We start from the raw sequence: 21,866 nt of genomic DNA on the forward strand, positions 1-21,866 counted from the left end.
TTTTTTCAGACGGCCTTTTCCCGTTTCCCGCCGTCCGAAGCCGCAAGCCGTTTCAGACGGTCTTCCCCTTATCCGCACAATCTGCAAAGAGAGATGCCCATGAACCGTCCCAACCTTCACATCGTCATTCTCGCCGCCGGCAAAGGCACGCGCATGTATTCCAAAATGCCCAAAGTGCTGCACCAAATCGGCGGCCGCCCCATGCTCGAGCGCGTCATCGACACCGCCGCCGCGCTCAATCCCGCCCAAATCATCGCCGTCATCGGCCACGGCAAAGAGCAGGTACTCGACACCATCAAACGCGACATCGTATGGGTCGAACAAACCGAACAGCTGGGCACCGGCCACGCCGTCAAAACCGCCCTGCCCCACCTGCCCGACAACGGCCGCACCCTCGTACTCTACGGCGACGTACCCCTTACCGACACCGCCACCCTGCAAACCCTGCTCGATGCCACAGGCCAAGAAGTTGGCCTGTTGACCGACCTGCCCGACGATCCCGCAGGTTACGGCCGCATCGTGCGCAACGAAGCAGGCAAAGTCATCGCCATCGTCGAAGAAAAAGACGCCGACCCCGCACAAAAAACCATCAAAGAAACCAACACCGGTATTCTCGTCTTGCCCAACAAATATCTGGCAGGCTGGCTCAACCGCCTCTCCAACGGCAACGCCCAAGGCGAGTATTACCTCACCGACCTCATCGCCATGGCCGTAGCAGACGGCATCGCCGTACACCCCGTACAAGTGCGCGCCTCCCATCTGGCCGCAGGCGTCAACAACAAAGTCCAGCTTGCCGAACTCGAACGCATCTTCCAAACCGAACAGGCCGCCGAATTGCTCAAAGCCGGCCTCACCCTGCGCGACCCCGCCCGTTTTGATTTGAGAGGCCGTCTGAAACACGGCCAAGATGTCGTGATAGACGTAAACGTCGTACTCGAAGGCGAAGTCGAACTCGCCGACGGCGTAGAAATCGGCGCCAACTGCGTCATCAAAAACGCCAAAATCGGCGCAGGCACAAAAATCGCCGCCTTCTCCCATCTCGAAGACTGCGAAATCGGCGCCGCCGCCCACATCGGCCCCTACGCCCGCCTGCGCCCCAACGCCCGCCTTGCCGACGGCGTACACATCGGCAACTTCGTCGAAGTCAAAAACGCCACCCTCGGCGAAGGCAGCAAAGCCAACCACCTCACCTACATCGGCGACGCCACCGTCGGCCGCAAAACCAACATCGGCGCCGGCACAATCGTCGCCAACTACGACGGCGTCAACAAACACCACACCGTCATCGGCGACGAAGTGCGCATCGGCTCGAATACCGTACTCGTCGCCCCTGTAACCGTAGGCAGCCGCGCCACCACCGGCGCAGGCAGCGCGATTACCCAAAACTGCCCCGAAGGCAAACTCGCCCTCGCCCGCGCCCGCCAAACCATAATCGAAGGCTGGGTGCGCCCCGAAAAAGAACGCAAATAGGGTTTCAGACGGCCTCCGATGCGGGTGCAACGCAGCAAAAGACCGTCTGAAAGCGCAGCTTCAACGAAGTGAAAAACCCGTTCCCCCTTTCGCCCCGCGGCCGTCTGAAAGTCAGCGGCGCGGGTTTTACCAACGGAGCAGCCGCTCCAAGCTGATACTAAGGAACTTTTATGTGCGGTATCGTCGGCGCAGTTCGCGCCAACCACAATGTTGTCGATTTTTTAACAGACGGCCTCAAACGCCTCGAATACCGGGGTTACGACTCCTCCGGCATCGCCGTTTACGCCGAAGGCAAAATCAAGCGCGTGCGCCGCGTCGGCCGCGTGCAGCTGATGGAAGACGCGGCGCGTGAAAAAGGGCTGTTCGGCCACACCGGCATCGGCCACACGCGCTGGGCAACCCACGGCGGCGTAACCGAGCCTAATGCCCACCCCCACATCTCCGGCGGCAACATCGCCGTAGTGCACAACGGCATCATCGAAAACTTCGAAGCCGAGCGCGAACGCCTGCAAGGCTTGGGCTACACCTTTGAATCGCAAACCGATACCGAAGTCATCGCCCACAGCATCAACCACGAATACACGCAAAACGGCGGCGACCTTTTTGCCGCCGTACAAACCGCCGCCGCACGTTTTCACGGCGCATACGCCATTGCCGTGATGGCGCAGGATAGGCCGTCTGAAATGGTCGTCGCCCGCATGGGCTGCCCGCTTTTGGTGGCATTGGGCGACGATGAAACCTTTATCGCCTCCGACGTATCGGCCGTGATTGCGTTTACCCGACGCATCGTTTATCTCGAAGACGGCGACATCGCCCAAATCGGTTCAGACGGCATCCGCCGCCTGATTGACAAAACCGGCAACGAGGCCGATCGCAAAGTCAAAGTGTCCGAATTATCGTTGGCCTCGCTGGAGCTTGGCCCCTACAGCCATTTCATGCAAAAAGAAATCCACGAGCAGCCCCGCGCCATCGCCGACACCGCCGAAGTGTTCATCGACGGCGGCTTCGAGCCGGAAAACTTCGGCGCGGCCGCACGCGATGTGTTCGGCAAAATCCGCAGCATCAAAATCCTCGCCTGCGGCACATCCTATTACGCCGCGCTCACCGCCCGCTACTGGCTCGAATCTATCGCCAAAATCCCCACCGATGTCGAAATCGCCAGCGAATACCGCTACCGCGACGTGATTGCCGACCCCGAGCAGCTTGTCGTAACTATCTCGCAATCGGGCGAAACCCTCGACACGATGGAAGCCCTGAAATACGCCCAATCGCTCGGCCAAAGCCACAGCCTGTCGGTGTGCAACGTGATGGAATCCGCCCTGCCGCGCGAAAGCGAATTGGTGCTGTACACCCGCGCCGGCGCGGAAATCGGCGTCGCCTCCACCAAAGCCTTCACCACCCAGCTTGTCGTCCTGTTCGGCCTGGCCGTAACCCTGGGCAAACTGCGCGGCTTCGTGTCCGACGCACAGGCGCGCGGCTATCTCGACGAATTGCGCCAGCTCCCCAGCAGCATCCAGCACGCGCTCAACCTCGAGCCGCAAATCGCCGCTTGGGCGCAAAAGTTCGCCAAAAAAGACAGCGCACTTTTCTTGGGTCGCGGCATCCACTACCCGATTGCCCTCGAAGGCGCGTTGAAACTCAAAGAAATCACCTATATCCACGCCGAAGCCTATCCCGCAGGCGAGCTCAAACACGGCCCGCTTGCGCTGGTTGACGAGAATATGCCCGTGGTCGTCATCGCGCCCAACGACGCGCTTTTGGACAAAGTCAAAGCCAATATGCAGGAAGTGGGCGCGCGCGGCGGCGAACTGTTTGTCTTTGCCGACCTCGACAGCCATTTCACCGAGTCCGACGGCGTACACGTTATCCGCACCCCGCGCCACGCAGGCACACTCTCGCCCATCGTGCACACCATTCCCGTGCAGCTTCTCGCCTACCACGCCGCCCTCGCACGCGGCACCGACGTGGACAAACCGCGCAACCTGGCCAAATCGGTAACGGTGGAATAAGGCGGAAAGGCCGTCTGAAAGCTTTTGAGACATGGTTTCAGACGGCCTCCGACACAACCGCAAGGCCGTCTGAAAAAAGAAAACCGCTTTTCAGACGGCCTTTATCTTTAATATAGTGAAACAACACGGAAAGATACAAGGCAGCAAGCCGAAGACAGTACAGGTAGTACGGGGCAGGTTTTCTTGGCATTTTCAATGCCGTAGAAAACCGCCCTCTTTGAGCTAAGACGCAGCAACGCCGTAGATTTTCGTGTTGTTTCACTATAGAAGACAGCACCATGCAGCGACACCTCGACGACTTATACCGCACACTCGCCGCCTGCAACCTGCGAATAGACGAATCCGCGGGCAACGGTTTGGACGTTTCTGCCGTTTGGACGCTGCGCCATCCCGCCGAACCCGCCGCCGTCTGCCTGATATTCGAAGGCATGAGCGAGCTGTCTGTTCTGCCGATAGAACAAAGCTACGGCTGCCACGTCGAAAACGCCCCGCATCTTTCACTGTATTTTTCCAAAAACAACCCCGCGCAATGGCGGCGCGATTTGGCCGCATTCGCCGACACGCTTGAACAAACCGTTTTCAGAAACGTCATTCCCGCACAGGTGGGAACGGCTTCCGGCAGCACAAAGGCCGTCTGAAAAGCAGCAGTCAGGTCGTCACCCTGCGACACGCAGTTTCACCGTTTTAAGCAAAGGCCGTCTGAAAGCCCTTTAAACGTGGTTTGAACTTCGCCGAAGCCCCGCTTTCAAACGACCTTCCGACGACCAAAAAGATTTTTCGCAAACAGCCTCCCACCGCGCCGCCTCATTTGAGAAAACCCCCTCAAAATGCCATAATGCCGCCCGTTTGCAACAGACCGTCCGCCGACGGACAACAGCCATGAACATCACCGTTATCGGCGCAGGCGCGTGGGGCAGCGCACTGGCCTTACACTTCGCCCGGCACGGCAACCGCGTTTCCCTGTGGACGCGCAGCCGCGAACAAACCGCCGCCATGCAGGCCGAACGCGAAAACAAACGCTATTTCCCCGGTTTCCCCTTCCCCGACGCACTGACCGTGCACGCCGACCCCGCCGCCGCCCTAAACGGCAGCGGCCTTGTACTGATCGTCACCCCCGTTGCCGGACTGCGCGGCGCGGCGGAACAAATCAAAACGGCAGGATTCGGCAGCCTGCCCGTTCTCGCCGCCTGCAAAGGTTTCGAACTCGATACCGGCCTGCTCCCGCACCAAGTGCTGCGCGAAGTGCTGCCCGAAAACGACACAACCGGCCTGCTCTCCGGTCCCAGTTTCGCGCAGGAACTGGCGCAGCAGCTGCCCTGCGCCGTCGTCCTCGCCGCCGAAAACGAAGCCTGGATAAGCAGCCTAGCCCGCGAACTCAACACCACCGTCCTGCGCCTCTACGCCAACACCGACACCGTCGGCGTAGCAGTCGGCGGCGCAGTGAAAAACGTCATGGCCATCGCCACCGGCCTTTCAGACGGCCTCGAATACGGCCTCAACGCCCGCGCCGCCCTCATCACGCGCGGCTTGGCAGAAATTACCCGCCTCGCCGTCGCCATGGGTGCGCAGCAGAAAACCATGATGGGGCTGGCCGGCATGGGCGACCTCATCCTGACCTGCACCGGCGCACTCTCGCGCAACCGCAAAGTCGGACTCGGCCTTGCCGCGGGCAAACCCCTGCCCCAAGTCCTCGCCGAAATCGGCCACGTCGCCGAAGGCGTGCCCGCCATCGACGAAGTCCTGCGCGCCGCCCGCCGCCACGACATCGACATGCCCGTCACCCAAGCCCTGCACAGACTCGTGCGCGGCGAAACCACGGCACACGACGCGGCCGAATGCCTGATGCTGCGCGAAACCAAACCCGAGTAAACCGAAAAAGGCCGTCTGAAACTTTCAGACGGCCTCAGGAGCCGAACATGAACAAACCATTGGACAAACTCGAAGCCCGCGTCTACCAGCTGTCACAGAAATTCGAAACCCTGCTCAGCGAAAGCCGCAAACAGCAGCTTGAAAACGTCCGCCTCAAAGCCGAACAAAAACGCAAAGACGACCAGCATCAGGCCGCCGTCGACGAATTGAGCGAAGCCCTGTTGGTGCAGGTCGGCAAACTGAAAGAAGACCTGCAAAGCAAAATCGACGCCCTGAGCGCCGAAAACCAAACCTACCGCGCCCTCCTGGCCGACACCGCCGCCGAACTGCGCCGCCTGTCCGGCCGCCTGCCGCAGGAGAGGCCGTCTGAAACCGCCGCACACAACCCGGGAGCAGAACCATGAGCAGCATCGAACAAATCCCCGTTTCCGTCATGGGGCGCACATTCAGCATCGGCACCCCCGCCTCCGAAAAAGACACCCTCTTGCAGGCGCTCGACATGCTCAACAAAAAAATCGAAGCCGTAGAAAGCGGCGGACGCATCGTCGAAAGCGACAAAATCATCATCATCGCCGCCCTCAACGTCGTCCACGACCTGCTTAAAATGTCGATGAAAGACGGTTTGGCAATCGGCGAGTTTGAGCGTAGAATAGCCCACATGACAGAGGTGTGCGACAAAGCACTGGCGAAAGTGCCCTAACCAACCTCCACCCCCTTTTCCCTGCGGCGAGCGCCAAGGCATACATTCCTTTGAACCAATAAGTTCGCTTCAGGTTGTCGGGAGATGCAGCAGGCGCGAGCGTTCCTACGGGAAACGCACCCGAAGCTGCCCGAGACAGCCGCCTTGTTTGACAAGGTTCAAGCGGATTGAGCCGAAACGCCGCCTGCGGGGAATCCCCAAAAAAGCACCGATTCATACGGTGCTTTTCCTTTTCCCACACTTTACCCCGATCCGCCCGACTCCCCGTCACTTCAGATTGACAGGCATCCGATAAGACACTAAAATCCGCGGCTTTCTATATCTCTTTGGATCAATCCTTATGAAAACCTTTTCAGCCAAACCGCACGAGGTGAAGCGCGAATGGTTTGTGATCGACGCGGAAGACAAAGTTCTGGGTCGCTTAGCAGCCGAAGTTGCCAGCCGCCTGCGCGGCAAACACAAGCCCGAATACACTCCGCACGTCGACACAGGCGACTACATCATAGTCATCAATGCCGACAAACTGCGTGTAACCGGCGCCAAATTCGAAGGCAAAAAATACTACCGCCATTCCGGCTTCCCCGGCGGCATCTACGAGCGCACTTTCCGCGAAATGCAGGAACAGTTCCCCGGCCGCGCTTTGGAAAAAGCCGTCAAAGGCATGCTGCCCAAAGGCCCTCTGGGTTACGCCATGATTAAAAAACTGAAAGTGTATGCCGGTGCCGAACACGCACACGCCGCACAACAGCCCAAAGTTTTGGAATTAAAATAAGGACGCAACATGAACGGTAAATACTACTACGGCACAGGCCGCCGCAAAAGTTCGGTTGCCCGCGTATTCCTGCAAAAAGGCAGCGGTCAGATTATCGTAAACGGCCGTCCCGTCGACGAATTCTTCGCCCGCGAAACCAGCCGCATGGTCGTGCGCCAGCCCTTGGTTCTGACTGAAAATGCCGAATCTTTCGACATCAAAGTCAACGTCACCGGCGGCGGCGAAACCGGTCAGTCCGGCGCCATCCGCCACGGCATTACCCGCGCCCTGATCGATTACGACGCCGCATTGAAATCCGCGCTGTCTCAAGCCGGTTTTGTTACCCGCGACGCCCGCGAAGTGGAACGTAAAAAACCGGGTCTGCGCAAAGCACGCCGCGCCAAACAGTTCTCGAAACGTTAATCCGTTTTCAGCAAAAACCCTGCTTTTCCGGCAGGGTTTTTTTATTGTTCGTGAACGGAAGGAAAGCCGTCTGAACGTTCGGGTTTGATAAGTTTGAACGGTCGCAACCGGCCGCGGACAGCAGGCCGTCTGAAACGCCGTACAGATAAATGTTTTCAGACGGCCTGTCCGCATTTGCGGCAAAACAGCCGGTCAGGACAACAATGCCAACAGTTTGGCAAACGCATCATCAAACTGCGCCAAACCGTCTTGCTGCAAACGTTCGGCCAACGCTTCCACATCTATACCCAAACCGGCAACCTCTTCCAGCGCAGCCAATGCTCCGTCTGTATTCTCTGCCAATTCGGCACGGGCGGTGCCGCCTGCAATAAATGCCTGCAAAGTGGCATCGGGCACAGTGTTGACGGTGTCTTCGCCGATCAGGCTGTCGACATACAGCGTCGGCGGATAGGCGGGGTTTTTCACGCCGGTGGACGCCCACAGCAGCCGCACGCGGTTGGCGCCCTGCCTTGCCAGGTCAGCAAATTCCGTGCTGCCGAAAAAGTCCTGCCAGTCAGCATAGGCCGCTTTGGCCAGCGCAACCGCGGTTTTGCCGCGCAGGTGTGCGGGCAGATTGCCGTCCAGCGCGTTGTCGATACGCGAGATAAAGAAGCTGGCTACCACGCGGATGCCGCCAACCGCTTCGCCGCGCGCAAGCCGCGCGCGAATGCCGCGCACATAGGCTTCATAAGCTCTGACGGTTTGGCGGCGGGAAAACAGCAGGGTCAGATTGATGTTAAGGCCGTCTGAAACCAGCGTTTCCAAGGCCGCCAGCCCTGCGTCAGTGGCGGGGATTTTGATCATCGAGTTCGGGCGGCCGATTTTGCGGAACAGGCGGCGCGCTTCGACCACCGTACCCGCCGCATCGTGTGCCAGCTCGGGCGACACTTCGAGGCTGACAAATCCGCCGCGCCCGCTGTCTGCTTCGTATTCTTTCAGGCAGACATCGCAGGCAGCACGCACGTCGGCCACGGCCAGCGTTTCATAACGCTGTTTGGCGGTGAGATTCTGCGTTTTCAGCGCCGCCACGTCTTCTGCGTATAACGAATCGGCGGCAAAAGCCTTTTGGAAAATGGCGGGGTTGGAGGTGACGCCGCACACGCCCTCTTCCAGCATCCGCGCCAGATCCCCGCTTTGCACCAGCGAGCGCGACAGATTGTCGAGCCAGATTTGTTGGCCTAAGTTTTTCACGTCCGTTAAAATGCTCATTTTTTTTCGTTCTCCATTGCCATTAAATAAGGGGCGCATCGTAACACGCGCCGCCTTTGCTTTAAAACAGGACAAAATCATGCAAACCGAAAACGCTGCCCAATACATCCGCTGGGCACAGGAAGTCTTACAAACCGAAGCCGCCGCCCTGCGCGAGATTTCAGACGGCCTCGACGGCAGTTTCGCCGCCGCCGCCGACACCATCCTCAACTGCACCGGCCGCCTGGTCGTGACCGGCATCGGCAAATCAGGCCACGTCGGCCACAAAATCGCCGCCACCCTCGCCTCCACCGGTACGCCTGCCTTCTTCGTCCACCCCGCCGAAGCGGCGCACGGCGACTTGGGCATGATAGTCGACGGCGATGTGGTGCTGGCCATCTCCAACTCGGGCGAGAGCGACGAAATCGCCACCATCCTGCCCGCGCTCAAACGCAAAAACATCAGCCTTATCTGCATCACCGCCCATCCCGAATCGACCATGGCGCGCCACGCCGACATCCACCTCACCGCCGCCGTGTCGCAGGAAGCCTGCCCGCTCGGCCTTGCCCCCACATCCAGCACCACTGCCGTCATGGCCTTGGGCGACGCGCTGGCCGTTACCCTGCTGCGCGCCCGCTCCTTCACCCGCGAAGACTTCGCCCTCAGCCACCCCGCCGGCCGCCTGGGCAAACGCCTGCTGCTGCGTGTGGCCGACCTGATGCACAGCGGCGCACATTCCCCCGCCGTCACCGAAGGCACGCTGCTGAAAGACGCCGTGGTCATCATGAGCGAAAAAGGGCTGGGCATGCTCGCCGTCACCGACCGTGAAGGCCGTCTGAAAGGCGTACTCACCGACGGCGACCTGCGCCGTCTGTTCCAAAAAAGCGAATCCTTCTCCGGACTCACCGTCGACGACGTGATGCACCGCAACCCGAAAACCATCCCGCCCGACAAACTTGCCACCGAAGCCCTGAAAGAAATGCAGCAGCACAACATCAGCGGCCTGTTTGCCGTCGGCAGCGACGGCCTGCTTGCCGGCGCACTCAATATGCACGATCTCCTACAGGCACGCATCGTCTGATTATCGCTGCAAAAGGCCGTCTGAAAGCGTCAAACCCATCCCTAAAACGCTTTTCAGACGGCCTGTTTTTTTCTTTCTGAATAACAGCTTAACAAACACTTTTAAAACAAGCAAACAAGTTATCGTTTCAGATAAACAAACACTATAATCCGCCGCTTTCAACCTGAACGACATAAAGGAAACCTCATGACAGAATTGTCCAAACAGCCCGTCGCCGACCGCGCCGAGCACAACGCTTTTTTCCCCTCCGAATACTCGTTGAGCCAATACACCGCGTCCAAAACCAACTATGCCGGCACCAAATTTGCCAAGCCCTACACCGGCGGCAAATTCAAAGTGCTGATGGTCGCCACCGACGAGCGTTATCTGCAAATGCAAAACGGCAAATTCTTCTCCACCGGCAACCACCCTGTCGAAACCCTGCTGCCGATGCTGCACATCCACAAAGCCGGCTTTGAAATCGACGTCTCCACCCTGTCGGGCAACCACGCCAAATTTGAAATGTGGGCGATGCCGGGCGAAGACCAAGCCATCGCCGAAATCTACGCCGAATACCTGCCCAAACTCGACAAACCCGCGCGCTTTGCCGACATTTTGGACGAAGTAACCGCACCCGATTCACCCTACATCGCCGTGCTGATTCCCGGCGGCCACGGCGCGTTCAACAAGCTGCCTGAAAGCCGCGACATGCAGCGCCTGCTCGATTGGGCGTTGGAGAACGACAAATTCATCATCACCCTGTGCCACGGCCCCGCCGCGCTGGCTGCCGCATCCGTAGGTCGCGCCGATAGTGAGTTCCCGTTCAAAGGCTACGAACTGTGCGTGTTCCCCGACGCTTTGGACGAAGGCGCGAATCTGGACATCGGCTATATGCCCGGCAAACTGCCCTGGCTGCTTGCCAAACGCCTTGAAGAGCTGGGCATGGTGGTGAAAAACAGCAAAACTTCCATCGACGGCAGCGTGCACAAAGACCGCCGCCTGCTCACCGGCGACAGCCCCTTGGCAGGCAACGCGCTGGGCATTCTGGCGGCAGACGAGCTGCTCAAAGCCGTTGGCGTAGCAGAGTAACCCGCACACGATAAAGGCAGCCTGAAAGCTGAAATAGGCTTTCAGGCTGCCTTTTTATCGCCGTTGCCATACCGCGAACAGGCGAAAGGCCGTCTGAAAGCAGATTTGCAGGCTTTCAGACGGCCTTTCGGCGTGTAGGCCGGATCCCCGTATCCGACACTCCCCGCCGACCGTGCAAGCATCTGCCGGATTGAAGTATCCACGCGGCGAAACTTGGAACACCGCACTGCCTTTGGAGTAAAACAACAGTATGCGGGCGCAATTTTTGCTTTATCTCTTAACGCAAAATAAATTAGAATGTCTCGCTTTTTACAAACTTTGAGTTAAGTTAACAAAGGAAAATTATGAAACAAACAACCCTTCTTGCCGCCCTGATCGGCCTGTTCGCCGCCCACCCCGCCCTTGCCGAAACCATCCCCATGCCCGTGGAAAAACTGGGCGAAGTGCAGGGTGTGCCGTTTTACAAAGGCTACGGCTCGTCCATCGACGCAGACCCGCAAAACCCCAACCGTTTCTACGGCCTAACCGACCGCGGCCCCAATGCCGACGGCGGCGAAAACATCAAAATCTTCCTGCAGCCGGACTTCACGCCGAGCATTGGCCATTTTGAAATCCAAACCAACGGCACGATTAAAAAACTGCGCGACATCCCGCTCAAAGACGCCAACGGCAAACCGCTCACCGGCCTGCCCAACCCCAAAGGCTACGGCACATCCAAAGAAACCGTGGTCGATACCGACAAACATCTCTTGCAGCGCGACATCACCGGCATCGACAGCGAAGGGCTGGCAGTGATGAAAGACGGCACCTTCTGGGTGTCCGACGAATACGGCCCGCACATCGTGCACTTTGACCGCAACGGCTTCGAGCTCGAGCGCATGAGCCCGCGCGGCGTGCAAACCAACGGCCGCCGCCTGCCCGCCGTACTCGGCCATCTGCGCCCCAACCGCGGCATGGAAGGCTTGACCACCACGCCGAGCAACCGCGTATTGGTCGGCATCATGCAATCAGCCCTGCACAACCCCGGCAAAGCCGAAGTAAAAAACGAATCGGTAACGCGCATCTTGTCGTTTGATTTGGCAACAGGCAAAACCAAGCAATACCTGTACCGCCAAGGCGGCAACTATTGGAAAAACTCCGAAATCCGCGCCATCGACGAACACCGCTTTTTGGTGGACGAACACAACGGCAAAAACGTGAAACACGTTTACCTGATTGACCTGCGCGGCGCCACCGACGTTTCCGATCCCGCCGACAGCGAAAACGGCTTGAAAGTAAACGGCAAAGCCATCGAAGAAAACACTTGGGAAGAACTCGCCGCCGCCGGCATCAAGCCCGTAAGCAAAACGCTGGTAAGCGACGTAAAAAAAGACGTGGATTTTCAGTCGTCTAAATTTGAAGGTATGTGGGTGGCAGACGGCGGCAAAACGCTGTGGATTATCAACGATGACGATTTCGGCATCGATTCCACAGACAACCACACCATCGTGCCCAAACGCCTGCCCAACGGCGAAACCGACGCCACGCGCCTGTACCGCATTCCGCTGAACATCAAATAAGCACGAAACAAAAGCAGCCTGAAAAGCCGAAACACGCTTTTCAGGCTGCCTTTTATAGTGAAGCGGACTTGGGTTTCAGACGGCCTTTATCTATCTAAAAAAGCCAACTCACCACCCCGCCAGCACCACCTTGCCAATCATGTCGCCGCGCTCCACCAGCTGATGCGCACGGCGCAGGTTGGCGGCGTTGATGCCGTCGATGGTTTGCGTGGCAGTGCTGTGCAGGCGGCCTTCGTCCACCAGTTGCGCCACTTTGGCAAGGATTTCGCCTTGGCGCGCGATGTCGGCGGTCTCGCGCAGCGGGCGGGTGAACATGAATTCCCAGTGCAGCGAGATGCTTTTGCCTTTCAACGGGTTGGCGTCGAGAACGTCCGGGTCGTCAATCAGTGCGATGCGGCCTTGCGGCGCGAGCAGTTCCGCCAGTTGCGGCAAATAGCGTTCGCTGTGGTTGGTGGAAAATGCCCACGACGGCGCGCCGATGCCGAGCGCGGCGACTTGTTCGGGCAGGCTGTGGCGGTGGTTGATGACGTAATCCGCGCCGAGGCGGCGCAGCCATGCTTCGCTTTCTGGACGCGAGGCGGTGGCGATGGTTTGGATGTCGGTGAGCGTTTTCAGTAGCTGGATGGTAATCGAGCCGACGCCGCCCGCGCCGCCCACCAGCAGCAGGGCGCGACTGCCACCGGCGACGGGTTTGTTCACGTCGAGGCGGTCAAACAACGTTTCCCACGCGGTGAGCGCGGTCAGCGGCAATGCGGCGGCTTGGGCGAAATCGAGCGTGCGCGGCTTGCGGGCGACGATGCGCTCGTCCACCGCCTGCAATTCCGCATACGAGCCGGGGCGGTTAATCACGCCGGCGTAATAGACTTCGTCGCCGACCTGAAAATGCTGTACGCCGCTGCCGACGGCTTTGACCACGCCCGCCGCATCCCAGCCCAAAACGCGGTACTGCCCCTCGGCGGGCGTATGCGCGGCGCGGACTTTGACGTCGGCGGGATTGACCGACACGGCACGCACTTCGACCAATAAATCGCGTTCGCGCAATTCCGGCGCGGGCAGTTCGATGTCGAGCAGGCAATTTTCATCGCTGACGGGCAGCGGGCGGTTGAATCCGATGGCTTTCATTTTATGCTTCTCCGGTTGTGTAAAAAGAGCGGGCATCATAAGATACGGGCAGGATATTGTTAAGAACGCACTTATTTTTCATTAGGTTACTTATTGGATACTGGCAAAGAAACAATCATGCCCACCCGCCGCACCCTGCTCAAAATTACCGCCGCTGCCACTTTATCCGCATTGGCGCCCCCCATCCTTGCCGCACCGAAACGCAGCGGCACAACATCTCATTTCAATCCAAACAGGAGCAACCCCATGACCGCAACCCTGCATTACCAAAACGCCGAACTGTCCTACCAACTCGGCGGCAAAGCCGACGCGCCCGCCATTGTCCTGTTGCATGGCGGACTGGGGTCGGTGGCAGATTTCGCCCCGCTGCTGCCCCGCTTGCAAGCGCATTTCCGCATCCTTGCCATTGACACGCGCGGACATGGACGCTCCACGCGTGGCGACGTGCCGCTGACTTACGCCCAAACCGCAGACGACGCACGGCAGATTATTGAAGCCGTCGGGCTGCGCCAGTTTCACCTGTTCGGATTCAGCGACGGCGGCGTAACCGCCTACCGCATCGCCGCCGCCGATGCCCGCGTGCAATCCGTGCTGACCGTCGGCGCGCAATGGCATAGCCGCGACACCCCGCGCGAAATGATGGCAAGCCTCACCGTTGCCGACGTGCGCGGGCAGATGTCCGAACAGGTTGCCGCCTACCAAAAACACAACCCCCGCCCCGATTTGGACGCGCTGGTTGCCGACCTGCGCCGCCTGTGGACGGACGACACGGCGGCGGGATTCCCGAATGAAAACAGCGCCAACATCAAAGCCCCCGTGCTGGCGGTGCGCGGCGAAGACGATTTCCTGCTCTCCGCCGAAGCCCTGAACAGCTTGCGCCAAGTCCTACCTGAAGCGCACCTGATGAACGTGCCGTTTGCCGCGCACGAAGTCATCAAAGAGCAGCCTGAAATCCTGTGGGCGGCGATGAAAGTGTTTTACAAGCTGTAAGGCAGCCTGAAAACCGTTTCAGACGGCATCCAACCATCACACAAGGAACAATCATGGGCAAAACCGCACACCGTGCATTCGACTGCGCCGAAGGCTGCTCGGTGGAAGCCGCGCTCGCCGTTATCGGCGGCAAGTGGAAAGGCACGATTCTCTACCGCCTGCATAGCGACGGCGTGCTGCGCTTCAACGAAATCCGCCGCATCCTGCCCGCGGTATCGCAGCGCACGCTGACCGCGCAACTGCGCGCGCTGGAAGCCGACGGCATCATCGAACGCACCGTTTATCCCGAAGTGCCGCCGCGCGTCGAATACCGCTTGAGCGCCTACGGGCAAACGCTTGCGCCGGTGCTGCTCGCCTTGAAGGCGTGGGGCGATGCACACAAGGAACGCGGCAAGGCAGCCTGAAAAAATCCAATGGCGCGGCAAAGCGCAAAAGCCGTTTTGCCGTTTGTATAAGCGCAGGTCGGCATTGATACCCGACGATAACGGTTTAGAATGCTGTGTCGGACATCAATGTCCAACCCACAAGCTCAAATTAGGAGAATCCCATGGATCAAAAAGTGAAAAATCTGCTGGATGATTGGCAAAAGAGTAATCCTGCCTTGTATGAAATCGCCAATAGTGTGCGCACGAAAATATGGCAACTGGCAGACATGGCGAGCGAAGAAGTGAAATATGGCGGTATTTTGTTTGCCGCACCCGAACCGTTTTGCGGCATTTTTGTTTATAAACAGCATGTAACCGTGGAATTTGGTCATGGCGCCGAGATGGCAGACCCGCACGGTTTGTTGGAAGGCAAAGGCAAAGGACGTCGCCATTTGAAATTGCATACGCTTGAAGATGTGGAAAATAAGCATTTGGCGGAGTACTTACGGTTGGCGCAACAAGCAGCAGAATAAAATGCCGGGCTGAAAGAGCGCTGAACTACGACGGCAACCGTTTTCAGGCTGCCTTGAATGCTGTCTGAAAACCCGTTTGCAGGCTTCGCACGGAGTTTGTAGGTCGGTGCATTTATGCCCGACAAACACAGATAAATTTTAAAACGTCGGGCATAAATGCCCCGACCTACGGCTGCGCTTGCTTTCAGGCTGCCTATGCCTATCATCATGCCGTCTGAAAAACCCAACCCATCCAAACCCCCAAACCCACATCAGAAAGCCCCCCATGCCCACCGAAATCCGCATCACCAATGCCCGTCTAAAATCGCTGCTGGTGTCGCTCATCTCGTTCGCCATCGCCGCTGCCGCATCGCCGCTGCTGTTTGTCGGCAGCCTGAAAGGCATTCTGAGCGGCGCGCTTATCGTTTTGTTCTTTCTGCCGTCCGCCGCCCTTTTGCTCTACCGCGCCGCTGACAGCCGCACTAAACTGGTGTTAAACGCCGACGGTATCCGCATCGTCCAAGCATTTGCCGAAAAAGAACTCGACGGGGTTGGCGCGAAAAGCGGCAGCAAAACCAAGCGCGAAAACGTTTTTTATCCGTGGGAACTGGTTAACAGCGTGGTTTTCGTGTATCCGTTTCCCGCCACACTGTACCTGAACAGCGAGCCTGCACGCAAATTCAAAGCCGAACTGGAAGAACTGGAAGCCGAGCAGCCGCTGCCCGATAACGCCACGCTCGAGCAAATGGAAGCGCGCGTCGCCAAGCATCTGCGCCTGTCGGAAAGCCTGAACCGCCTGCGCGACTTCACCATCACCCTGCCCATCATCCCCCTGCTGCACGGCAAACACCTGCCCGATTTAATCCGCACGCTAGCGGCAGAACCCGACAAAAGCCGCCGCCAAGCCGTGATCGACGGTTTTTGCCAAACCTTTTTCCCCAAAGCCCTTGGTTCGCGCCCCGTTGCGCCGCCCGAACCGCGCGAGTTCCCCGTGCGCCTGCCCGCCCAAGTCAGCATCCGCAGCATTGGCGGCGGCTATCCGCTGGCAAACATTTTGTGCGCCCTGATGCTTATCGGCAGCCTTGTTTTTGCCGCCGTAATCGTGCGCAACGTCCCCAATCCTGCTGACCTCCGCGGATTTCTGCCGCTGCTGCCCTTTGCCGTCATCACCGCCGCCGCGTGTGGGTGGCAGCTGTCCCGCTACCGCCGCCGTCGTGCCGTGCTTGCCGCCATCAACCGCCCCGAAGCGCAGCCGTGGAAACTCGTCGCCATCCCGATTTACATGGCCGGCACCAATCGCAAACTCAGGCGGACGTATTATTTCTACCCCGCGCCCGTCGCGGGCAAAATCCGCAAAATCACATTTAGCGACCACAACTTCCAACCCGTGCGCCGCCACGGACAATATCTTGCATTCGCCCCGCAAGGCGGCGGCGCGCCCGTTCCCATTGATGCCGAATTGCGCAATATCAGCGGGCTGGACGCGGACGAACGCCGCAAGCTGTTGCGCCAGATTAAAGAACTGGAAGCAGAGTTTTAGACGGCAGCAAAGGCAGCCTGAAAGCCAATCTCCACTTTCAGGCTGCCTTAATGCCGTCTGAAAACGCCTTCCCCCTTATCATCTCTTGTTTTGATTCAACTGATTTTGCCATGCCGACGATTAACCATTTTGCCTGTCCCCAGCATGTGGAAACGGGCAGCGTGTTGCAGCATAAAAAACTTTCATTTGCGCAATCGCAGTTTGCACAGCCGATGGTTGTGCGCGTGGTGTACGGGCGTAAAACACTGCGCTACGCGGGCGGCGAATTGGCGGCGACGGCGGGGCAATGGCTGCTGATTGTGGGCGGGCAGTCGTTTGATGTACTGAATGAGCCTGATGGGGCGCAGGGTTATCGCTCGGAATGGCTGATGCTGGGCGATGAATGGGTGGCGCAGTTTTTCGCGCAATATCCCGCGCGCGAAACGCTGGATTTGGCGCGTGTGTTGCGCCCTGATGCGGCTTGGAACGAATCGCTTTCTCGCGTGATACACGGCGTGCAGGCGCGGCTGCCTGAAACGGTTTTGGCGGCGCGGACAATGGAGTTGCTGTCGTGGCTGGCGCAGGCGGGGGCGGTGTTTAATCCGCATTCGGCGCAGCGTTTGAGCAAGCAGATACGCCAACTGATTGCGCGGGATACCGCCATCAACTGGCAGATAGCGGATGCGGCGCGGCAGTTGGGCATGAGCGAAACAACGCTGCGGCGGCGGTTGGCAAACGAAGGCACGTCTTTTCGCGAACTGTCGGGCAGTGTGAAGATGATGCGGGCGCTGACCCTGCTGCAAACTTCGCCGTTGGGCGTGGCGCAGGTGGCGTATGCGGTGGGCTATGAGAGCCCTGCGCGGTTTGCGGCGAAGTTTCGCGCGCATTTTGGCTGCACGCCAAGCGATGTGCGCAAGGCAGCCTGAAAACATTTTTTAGCGGCGCGTTTTAGCTTCGCTCGTTTTCAGGCTGCCTCAAATTCCAAAGGACGCATCTTACTGCGTCCTTTTTGCTGCTTCATCAAACTGCTATCGCGCTTGGCGCACGGTAACTTTGGCTTTGCCCAGCGCGTGTGCGTTGGCGAAAAAGCCCACCAGCGCGGGCGTGGCTTCGGCGGTGATATTGGGCAGCGTGGCCACATCCACGGCGGTAACGGTGATTTCATAGCGGTGGTTTTGCCCTTTGGGCGGACACGCGCCCATAAAGCCCGCTGTGCCGCCATCGGTGCGCGTTTGCAGCGCGCCTTGCGGCAAAGGTTGGTTTTCAGGCAGCGCAGAGACGTTGGCGGGAATATTGGCGACCACCCAATGCATCCAGCCCAAGCCGGTGGGCGCGTCTTTGTCGTACATCGTCAGCACAAAACTTTTCGTGCCTTTGGGGGCGTTTTTCCATGAAATCGTCGGCGCGATGTTGCCGCCCGTGCAGCCGAAGCCGTAGGATGCGCTTAACAAATGGCGTTCGGCGAAGTGTCCGTTTTGCAAGCCGCCCACTTGCACAGCAAATTTTCCTTCTGCCCCAGCTGTGGCAGAAAGCGCGGTAAAACCCGTCAGCGCAGCGGTATAGAGCCATGTTTTCATCATGTTTTCCTTATTGGGATAGGGTTGAAAACGCAGATTATAGGGATGAGCCGCACGCCGCATGATGCCGAAACGTGCAAATATTGTGCGGATTTGGGCAGCCTGAAAACAAGTTTGCGGCTGTTGCGAAGTCCAAACCCGTCTGCCGTTTTTCAGGCTGCCTTTAAAAACAACCGCCGTAGGTCGGTGCATTTATGCCCGACAGAAATAGGAAACACAGCAAAAAACGTCGGGCATGAATGCCCACCCTACACGGCGTTTCAGGCTGCCCTGATGCCGTCTGAAAACCCAAAGGCAGCCTGAAACCCTTTTCAACCCCAACCCCGAAAGGAATCCCCAAAACCCATCCCAAGTCTGGCTCGTAACCGGCGCATCCGGCGGTCTCGGACTCTCGCTCGTCAAAGCCCTGCTTGCCGCAGGACACCGCGTCGCCGCCACCACACGCAATGTTGGTAAGCTCACCGAAGCCATCGGCGGCAGCGAAAACCTGCTCGCGCTCACCATGGTGCTCACCGACGAAGCCAACATCAAACGCGGCATCGCTGCCATCACCGAACGCTTCGGGCATAGACGTAACCGTGAACAACGCCGGCTACATCCTTGTCGGCGCGATTGAAGAGCTTTCCGACGCCGAAATCCGCGCCAATTTCGACATCAACGTCTTCGGCATGATGACCGTCATCCGCGCCGTGATGCCCGTTTACCGCGCGCAAAAGAGCGGGCGTTTTCTCAATATTTCATCCATTTCGGGTAGCGTTACCGACCCCGGGCAGGCGATTTACAGCGCCAGCAAAGCCGCCGTCATCATGCTCACCGAAGCGGTGGACGACGAAGGGCGCGATTTCAACGTGCGCGCCACCGCCGTCTGTCCGGGCGGGCTGCGGACTTCTTTTCTCGGCGGCTCGGCGCGTTTCCCCGAACAGCCGATTGCCGACTATGCCAGCGTGCGCCAATACGAAGAAAACTACCGCCGCCTGAACCAAAACCAAAGCGGCGACCCAGTCAAAACCGCCCGCCCGCTCATCGCCCTTGCCGCCGCCGACAACCCGCCCAAACGCATCTATCTGGGCGCCGACAGCTTCGCGGCGATGGAGCGCAAAATGGGCAAAGTGGCAGCGGAAATGGCGGCGTGGGACGAGTTGTCGCACAGTACGAAGTATGAGGGTTGAGGCCGTCTGAAAACGGGAAAGGCCGTCTGAAAGGCATGGGCTTTTCAGACGGCCTCTGCCGCCGATGCAGGCACAAGCGCCCTGCCCCGCATATCCGTTCAAGAAAAAGGCCGTCTGAAACCTTAATCAGACGGCCTTTTTGTTCATTAGCGGGCTTAACCGCGCCGCCAGCTTGTGCCGCCTGCGCCGTCTTCGAGGATGATGTTTTGCGCGGTCAGGAGGTCGCGGATGCGGTCGGATTCCGCCCAGTTTTTATCCGCGCGCGCCTGCTTGCGTTGGGCGATGAGGGCTTCGACTTCTTCGTTGGAGAGGCCGTCTGCAACCGCACCGCCCTGTAAAAACTCGGTCGGGTCGCGCTGCAAGAGGCCGATGATGCCGCCCAAGGCTTTCAGGCAGCCCGCCAGTTCGGCCGATTGGGTTTTGTTCACTTCGCCCGCCAGTTCAAACAACACGGCCACGGCTTCGACTGTACCGAAGTCGTCGTTCATCGCGGCGTAGAAGCGGCGCGTGTAGTCGTTGGCGTTTTCGCTTAAGGCAAATTCGGCCGGCGGCGTGTGTTTGAGCGCGGTGTAAAGGCGGGTGAGTGCGCCTTTGGCATCGTCAAGATGTGCGTCGGAATAGTTCAGCGGGCTGCGGTAGTGGGCGCGCAGGATGAAAAAGCGCACTACTTCGGGGTCGTATTGTTTCAATACGTCGCGGATGGTGAAGAAGTTGCCCAGCGATTTGGACATTTTTTCGCCGTCCACGCGGATAAAGCCGTTGTGCAGCCAGTATTTCACATGGCTGGCAACGGGTTTGCCGTGGTGCGTTACCGCATGGTCGTGGCCGCAGGCATGCCCGCTTGCGCCGACGCTTTGGGCGATTTCGTTTTCATGGTGGGGAAACTGCAAATCCGCGCCGCCGCCGTGAATGTCAAATGTATCGCCAAACAGTTTGTCGCTCATGGCCGAGCATTCGATGTGCCAGCCCGGACGGCCTTGCCCCCACGGGCTTTCCCACGCCGGTTCGCCCGCTTTGGCGGCTTTCCACAGCACAAAATCGAGCGGGTCGCGTTTGAAACCGTCCACTTCCACGCGTTCGCCCGCGCGCAGATCATCGAGCGATTTGCCCGAAAGCTGGCCGTAGGCGGCAAATTCGCGCACGGCGTAATACACGTCGCCGTTGGCCGCCGGATAGGCTTTGTCGCGTGCAATCAGGTTTTCAATCATCGCAATCATCTCGGCGATGTTTTCGGTGGCCTTCGGTTCGAGGTCGGGGCGCAACACGCCCAGCGCGTCGGCATCTTCGTGCATCGCCGCGATAAAGCGGGCGGTCAAATCGCCGATGGTTTCGCCGTTTTCCGCCGCGCGGGCGATGATTTTGTCGTCGATGTCGGTGATGTTGCGCACATAAGTGAGCGGATAGCCGCACTCGCGCAGCCAGCGCGCAATCATGTCAAACACCACCATCACGCGGGCATGGCCGAGATGGCAGTAGTCGTAAACCGTCATGCCGCAAACGTACATGCGCACGTTGGCAGGATCGATGGGGGAAAAGGCTTCTTTTTGGCGGGTAAGGGTATTATAGAGGTTTAGCATGGGTTTTATGTTGGATGATGGAAAATCTAATGTCCGTCGGCAGGCAGAAAATCTTCAAATATCAATTTTCTCGCCAATATGGCTTGTTCTATCGGCCGTATCCATTCAGACGGCCTTTCGCGTTTCAAATAGTGCGTGCCGCTAATCCACAGTTGCAACACCGGCTCAAACCATGTGTTATCAAAGATAAAACATTCGTCGGCATATCCGACAGCGGTTTGCAGATTGCGCAGGCTTTCGCTAAATCGTTTGCGGATCAAACCGGGATCGATCCGGTGGCCGCCGTTGCGGACGCGTTCTTCTACGCGGCAGACGTTCAGTTCGGGAGAAGACAGGCCGATATAGTTCAAAATGATATGGAACCCGGCCGCTTTGGCGGTCTGCATCCTTTTTAGCGACGAAACGCCGGCCAAAGTGGATTCCAGTGAAAAGAGGTGCGGCTTTCGATAGCCTGACGGAACAGACGCAGCGCCTTTTTACCTGCCTCCATATCGGCCGCACGCGGATTGGCGGGATTCAGTTCGGCAGCAATTCGGTCTGAATCGATCACGACGGACACGTCGTCCTGATTCAGACGGCGCAGCGTTGATTTTTCCGCGCCGTTGGTGCCGCAGTAAAACACTGCCTTAGGACGGGTGTTTTGCATATCCGACTATCTTTTCCGTACCGTCCGGCTGTAATTCCACAATATTGCCGTACTCATCGCCGACATACACCGATGTGTATTTGCGCTTTTCGGCCATCCATGCGCGGTAGAGGCTTTGCAGGGTGTATTGTTTGCGCTTGAGGGCTTGGATTTGTTCGGGCGTAATCATGTTTGTCCTTGCGTGGCTGTCGGGCATAAGGCCGTCTGAAAACCTTTCAGACGGCCTTTGCCG

The 21,866-nt window shown here is 58.5% G+C and carries 23 protein-coding genes, 1 other RNA gene and 1 pseudogene; 18 read left to right on the top strand and 7 right to left on the bottom strand.

The features are described from left to right. Nucleotides 1–99: 99 nt before the first annotated feature. The 9 genes from glmU (at nucleotide 100) to rpsI (ending at nucleotide 7,222) form a co-directional block, all read left to right on the top strand. Nucleotides 100–1,470, top strand: coding sequence for a bifunctional UDP-N-acetylglucosamine diphosphorylase/glucosamine-1-phosphate N-acetyltransferase GlmU (glmU, locus tag ACG2K1_RS09255; protein WP_395428705.1), 1,371 nt, complete (start codon nucleotides 100–102; stop codon nucleotides 1,468–1,470). A 170-nt stretch (nucleotides 1,471–1,640) separates the two neighbouring features. Further along, nucleotides 1,641–3,479 carry a glutamine--fructose-6-phosphate transaminase (isomerizing) gene (gene glmS, locus ACG2K1_RS09260; RefSeq protein WP_395428704.1) on the top strand — a complete coding sequence of 613 codons (1,839 nt, stop codon included), beginning with the start codon at nucleotides 1,641–1,643 and terminating at the stop codon, nucleotides 3,477–3,479. 278 nt (nucleotides 3,480–3,757) lie between these two features. Then, complete coding sequence (locus tag ACG2K1_RS09265) at nucleotides 3,758–4,117, top strand: hypothetical protein (RefSeq protein WP_395428703.1); 360 nt, start codon at nucleotides 3,758–3,760, stop codon at nucleotides 4,115–4,117. A 241-nt stretch (nucleotides 4,118–4,358) separates the two neighbouring features. After that, nucleotides 4,359–5,348 carry an NAD(P)H-dependent glycerol-3-phosphate dehydrogenase gene (locus tag ACG2K1_RS09270; RefSeq protein ID WP_009426222.1) on the top strand — a complete coding sequence of 330 codons (990 nt, stop codon included), beginning with the start codon at nucleotides 4,359–4,361 and terminating at the stop codon, nucleotides 5,346–5,348. Between the two features lie 47 nt (nucleotides 5,349–5,395). Further along, nucleotides 5,396–5,752 carry a hypothetical protein gene (locus ACG2K1_RS09275; RefSeq protein ID WP_395428702.1) on the top strand — a complete coding sequence of 119 codons (357 nt, stop codon included), beginning with the start codon at nucleotides 5,396–5,398 and terminating at the stop codon, nucleotides 5,750–5,752. Then, nucleotides 5,749–6,048: a cell division protein ZapA gene (locus tag ACG2K1_RS09280; RefSeq protein WP_009426224.1), complete on the top strand. Its 300-nt coding sequence runs from the start codon at nucleotides 5,749–5,751 to the stop codon at nucleotides 6,046–6,048. The genes ACG2K1_RS09275 and ACG2K1_RS09280 overlap by 4 nt, the downstream gene beginning before the upstream one ends. Before the next feature lie 15 nt (nucleotides 6,049–6,063). After that, a non-coding RNA gene (gene ssrS, locus ACG2K1_RS09285) (6S RNA) lies at nucleotides 6,064–6,245 on the top strand. 143 nt (nucleotides 6,246–6,388) lie between these two features. After that, complete coding sequence (rplM, locus tag ACG2K1_RS09290; RefSeq protein ID WP_009426225.1) at nucleotides 6,389–6,820, top strand: 50S ribosomal protein L13; 432 nt, start codon at nucleotides 6,389–6,391, stop codon at nucleotides 6,818–6,820. A gap of 9 nt (nucleotides 6,821–6,829) precedes the next feature. Next, entirely contained in the window at nucleotides 6,830–7,222 is a 393-nt protein-coding gene (gene rpsI / locus ACG2K1_RS09295) for a 30S ribosomal protein S9 (protein ID WP_009426226.1), read from the top strand. A 192-nt stretch (nucleotides 7,223–7,414) separates the two neighbouring features. Here rpsI and tal read toward each other — a convergent pair whose 3' ends face one another. Further along, nucleotides 7,415–8,470 carry a transaldolase gene (gene tal, locus ACG2K1_RS09300; protein ID WP_094031068.1) on the bottom strand — a complete coding sequence of 352 codons (1,056 nt, stop codon included), beginning with the start codon at nucleotides 8,468–8,470 and terminating at the stop codon, nucleotides 7,415–7,417. Nucleotides 8,471–8,549: 79 nt separating this feature from the next. On the opposite strand from tal, the gene ACG2K1_RS09305 reads away from it, so the two are divergent. The 3 genes from ACG2K1_RS09305 to ACG2K1_RS09315 all read left to right on the top strand — a co-directional run bounded on the left by ACG2K1_RS09305 (nucleotide 8,550) and on the right by ACG2K1_RS09315 (nucleotide 12,157). Continuing rightward, nucleotides 8,550–9,530 (top strand): SIS domain-containing protein, encoded by a 981-nt coding sequence (locus tag ACG2K1_RS09305; RefSeq protein ID WP_036496146.1) that lies wholly within the window; start codon nucleotides 8,550–8,552, stop codon nucleotides 9,528–9,530. A gap of 186 nt (nucleotides 9,531–9,716) precedes the next feature. Continuing rightward, the gene (gene hchA, locus ACG2K1_RS09310) at nucleotides 9,717–10,598 is read left to right on the top strand and encodes a glyoxalase III HchA (RefSeq protein ID WP_094031067.1); all 882 of its coding nucleotides are present in this window, start codon (nucleotides 9,717–9,719) and stop codon (nucleotides 10,596–10,598) included. A 344-nt stretch (nucleotides 10,599–10,942) separates the two neighbouring features. After that, entirely contained in the window at nucleotides 10,943–12,157 is a 1,215-nt protein-coding gene (locus ACG2K1_RS09315; RefSeq protein WP_395428700.1) for an esterase-like activity of phytase family protein, read from the top strand. A gap of 108 nt (nucleotides 12,158–12,265) precedes the next feature. Here ACG2K1_RS09315 and ACG2K1_RS09320 read toward each other — a convergent pair whose 3' ends face one another. Next, on the bottom strand, nucleotides 12,266–13,279 hold the full coding sequence (locus tag ACG2K1_RS09320) for a zinc-binding alcohol dehydrogenase family protein (RefSeq protein WP_395428699.1): 1,014 nt from the start codon (nucleotides 13,277–13,279) through the stop codon (nucleotides 12,266–12,268). A 246-nt stretch (nucleotides 13,280–13,525) separates the two neighbouring features. Here ACG2K1_RS09320 and ACG2K1_RS09325 point away from each other — a divergent pair, with 246 nt between their 5' ends. From ACG2K1_RS09325 to ACG2K1_RS09345, 5 genes are all read left to right on the top strand, one after another. Next, on the top strand, nucleotides 13,526–14,269 hold the full coding sequence (locus tag ACG2K1_RS09325; protein ID WP_395428787.1) for an alpha/beta fold hydrolase: 744 nt from the start codon (nucleotides 13,526–13,528) through the stop codon (nucleotides 14,267–14,269). Nucleotides 14,270–14,322: 53 nt separating this feature from the next. Continuing rightward, nucleotides 14,323–14,673, top strand: a complete 351-nt coding sequence (locus ACG2K1_RS09330) for a winged helix-turn-helix transcriptional regulator (RefSeq protein WP_395428698.1) — start codon at nucleotides 14,323–14,325, stop codon at nucleotides 14,671–14,673. 143 nt (nucleotides 14,674–14,816) lie between these two features. Beyond that, nucleotides 14,817–15,167, top strand: coding sequence for a DUF1801 domain-containing protein (locus ACG2K1_RS09335; protein WP_395428697.1), 351 nt, complete (start codon nucleotides 14,817–14,819; stop codon nucleotides 15,165–15,167). 265 nt (nucleotides 15,168–15,432) lie between these two features. After that, on the top strand, nucleotides 15,433–16,686 hold the full coding sequence (locus tag ACG2K1_RS09340; protein ID WP_395428696.1) for a hypothetical protein: 1,254 nt from the start codon (nucleotides 15,433–15,435) through the stop codon (nucleotides 16,684–16,686). A 50-nt stretch (nucleotides 16,687–16,736) separates the two neighbouring features. Continuing rightward, nucleotides 16,737–17,591 carry a helix-turn-helix transcriptional regulator gene (locus ACG2K1_RS09345; protein WP_395428695.1) on the top strand — a complete coding sequence of 285 codons (855 nt, stop codon included), beginning with the start codon at nucleotides 16,737–16,739 and terminating at the stop codon, nucleotides 17,589–17,591. 102 nt (nucleotides 17,592–17,693) lie between these two features. Here the strand turns inward: ACG2K1_RS09345 and ACG2K1_RS09350 are convergent, their stop codons facing one another. Next, nucleotides 17,694–18,242: a YbhB/YbcL family Raf kinase inhibitor-like protein gene (locus ACG2K1_RS09350; RefSeq protein ID WP_395428786.1), complete on the bottom strand. Its 549-nt coding sequence runs from the start codon at nucleotides 18,240–18,242 to the stop codon at nucleotides 17,694–17,696. A gap of 280 nt (nucleotides 18,243–18,522) precedes the next feature. Between ACG2K1_RS09350 and ACG2K1_RS09355 the strand changes: the two are divergent. Further along, nucleotides 18,523–19,411: pseudogene (locus ACG2K1_RS09355) on the top strand (SDR family NAD(P)-dependent oxidoreductase). Between the two features lie 155 nt (nucleotides 19,412–19,566). Here ACG2K1_RS09355 and cysS read toward each other — a convergent pair. Genes cysS through ACG2K1_RS09375 form a run of 4 tightly spaced genes read right to left on the bottom strand, consistent with a single transcriptional unit; the run spans nucleotide 19,567 to nucleotide 21,830 of the window. Beyond that, nucleotides 19,567–20,988: a cysteine--tRNA ligase gene (gene cysS, locus ACG2K1_RS09360; RefSeq protein ID WP_395428694.1), complete on the bottom strand. Its 1,422-nt coding sequence runs from the start codon at nucleotides 20,986–20,988 to the stop codon at nucleotides 19,567–19,569. A 26-nt stretch (nucleotides 20,989–21,014) separates the two neighbouring features. Further along, nucleotides 21,015–21,374, bottom strand: a complete 360-nt coding sequence (locus ACG2K1_RS09365) for a hypothetical protein (RefSeq protein ID WP_395428693.1) — start codon at nucleotides 21,372–21,374, stop codon at nucleotides 21,015–21,017. Nucleotides 21,375–21,379: 5 nt separating this feature from the next. Further along, entirely contained in the window at nucleotides 21,380–21,634 is a 255-nt protein-coding gene (locus tag ACG2K1_RS09370; RefSeq protein WP_395428692.1) for a hypothetical protein, read from the bottom strand. Beyond that, nucleotides 21,615–21,830, bottom strand: a complete 216-nt coding sequence (locus ACG2K1_RS09375; protein ID WP_395428691.1) for a hypothetical protein — start codon at nucleotides 21,828–21,830, stop codon at nucleotides 21,615–21,617. The genes ACG2K1_RS09370 and ACG2K1_RS09375 overlap by 20 nt, the downstream gene beginning before the upstream one ends. Nucleotides 21,831–21,866: the final 36 nt, after the last annotated feature.

The organism is Neisseria sp. 23W00296 (assembly GCF_044772855.1).
In the GTDB taxonomy this organism is placed as follows: Bacteria; Pseudomonadota; Gammaproteobacteria; order Burkholderiales; family Neisseriaceae; genus Neisseria.

Excerpts from the sequence above, each read along its gene's own strand:
- glmU (WP_395428705.1), top strand. The coding sequence starts at position 100 with ATGAACCGTCCCAACCTTCACATCGTCATTCTCGCCGCCGGCAAAGGC.
- glmS (WP_395428704.1), top strand. The coding sequence starts at position 1,641 with ATGTGCGGTATCGTCGGCGCAGTTCGCGCCAACCACAATGTTGTCGAT.
- ACG2K1_RS09265 (WP_395428703.1), top strand. The coding sequence starts at position 3,758 with ATGCAGCGACACCTCGACGACTTATACCGCACACTCGCCGCCTGCAAC.
- ACG2K1_RS09270 (WP_009426222.1), top strand. The coding sequence starts at position 4,359 with ATGAACATCACCGTTATCGGCGCAGGCGCGTGGGGCAGCGCACTGGCC.
- ACG2K1_RS09275 (WP_395428702.1), top strand. The coding sequence starts at position 5,396 with ATGAACAAACCATTGGACAAACTCGAAGCCCGCGTCTACCAGCTGTCA.
- ACG2K1_RS09280 (WP_009426224.1), top strand. The coding sequence starts at position 5,749 with ATGAGCAGCATCGAACAAATCCCCGTTTCCGTCATGGGGCGCACATTC.
- rplM (WP_009426225.1), top strand. The coding sequence starts at position 6,389 with ATGAAAACCTTTTCAGCCAAACCGCACGAGGTGAAGCGCGAATGGTTT.
- rpsI (WP_009426226.1), top strand. The coding sequence starts at position 6,830 with ATGAACGGTAAATACTACTACGGCACAGGCCGCCGCAAAAGTTCGGTT.
- tal (WP_094031068.1), bottom strand. The coding sequence starts at position 8,470 with ATGAGCATTTTAACGGACGTGAAAAACTTAGGCCAACAAATCTGGCTC.
- ACG2K1_RS09305 (WP_036496146.1), top strand. The coding sequence starts at position 8,550 with ATGCAAACCGAAAACGCTGCCCAATACATCCGCTGGGCACAGGAAGTC.
- hchA (WP_094031067.1), top strand. The coding sequence starts at position 9,717 with ATGACAGAATTGTCCAAACAGCCCGTCGCCGACCGCGCCGAGCACAAC.
- ACG2K1_RS09315 (WP_395428700.1), top strand. The coding sequence starts at position 10,943 with ATGAAACAAACAACCCTTCTTGCCGCCCTGATCGGCCTGTTCGCCGCC.
- ACG2K1_RS09320 (WP_395428699.1), bottom strand. The coding sequence starts at position 13,279 with ATGAAAGCCATCGGATTCAACCGCCCGCTGCCCGTCAGCGATGAAAAT.
- ACG2K1_RS09325 (WP_395428787.1), top strand. The coding sequence starts at position 13,526 with ATGACCGCAACCCTGCATTACCAAAACGCCGAACTGTCCTACCAACTC.
- ACG2K1_RS09330 (WP_395428698.1), top strand. The coding sequence starts at position 14,323 with ATGGGCAAAACCGCACACCGTGCATTCGACTGCGCCGAAGGCTGCTCG.
- ACG2K1_RS09335 (WP_395428697.1), top strand. The coding sequence starts at position 14,817 with ATGGATCAAAAAGTGAAAAATCTGCTGGATGATTGGCAAAAGAGTAAT.
- ACG2K1_RS09340 (WP_395428696.1), top strand. The coding sequence starts at position 15,433 with ATGCCCACCGAAATCCGCATCACCAATGCCCGTCTAAAATCGCTGCTG.
- ACG2K1_RS09345 (WP_395428695.1), top strand. The coding sequence starts at position 16,737 with ATGCCGTCTGAAAACGCCTTCCCCCTTATCATCTCTTGTTTTGATTCA.
- ACG2K1_RS09350 (WP_395428786.1), bottom strand. The coding sequence starts at position 18,242 with ATGAAAACATGGCTCTATACCGCTGCGCTGACGGGTTTTACCGCGCTT.
- cysS (WP_395428694.1), bottom strand. The coding sequence starts at position 20,988 with ATGCTAAACCTCTATAATACCCTTACCCGCCAAAAAGAAGCCTTTTCC.
- ACG2K1_RS09365 (WP_395428693.1), bottom strand. The coding sequence starts at position 21,374 with ATGCAGACCGCCAAAGCGGCCGGGTTCCATATCATTTTGAACTATATC.
- ACG2K1_RS09370 (WP_395428692.1), bottom strand. The coding sequence starts at position 21,634 with ATGCAAAACACCCGTCCTAAGGCAGTGTTTTACTGCGGCACCAACGGC.
- ACG2K1_RS09375 (WP_395428691.1), bottom strand. The coding sequence starts at position 21,830 with ATGCCCGACAGCCACGCAAGGACAAACATGATTACGCCCGAACAAATC.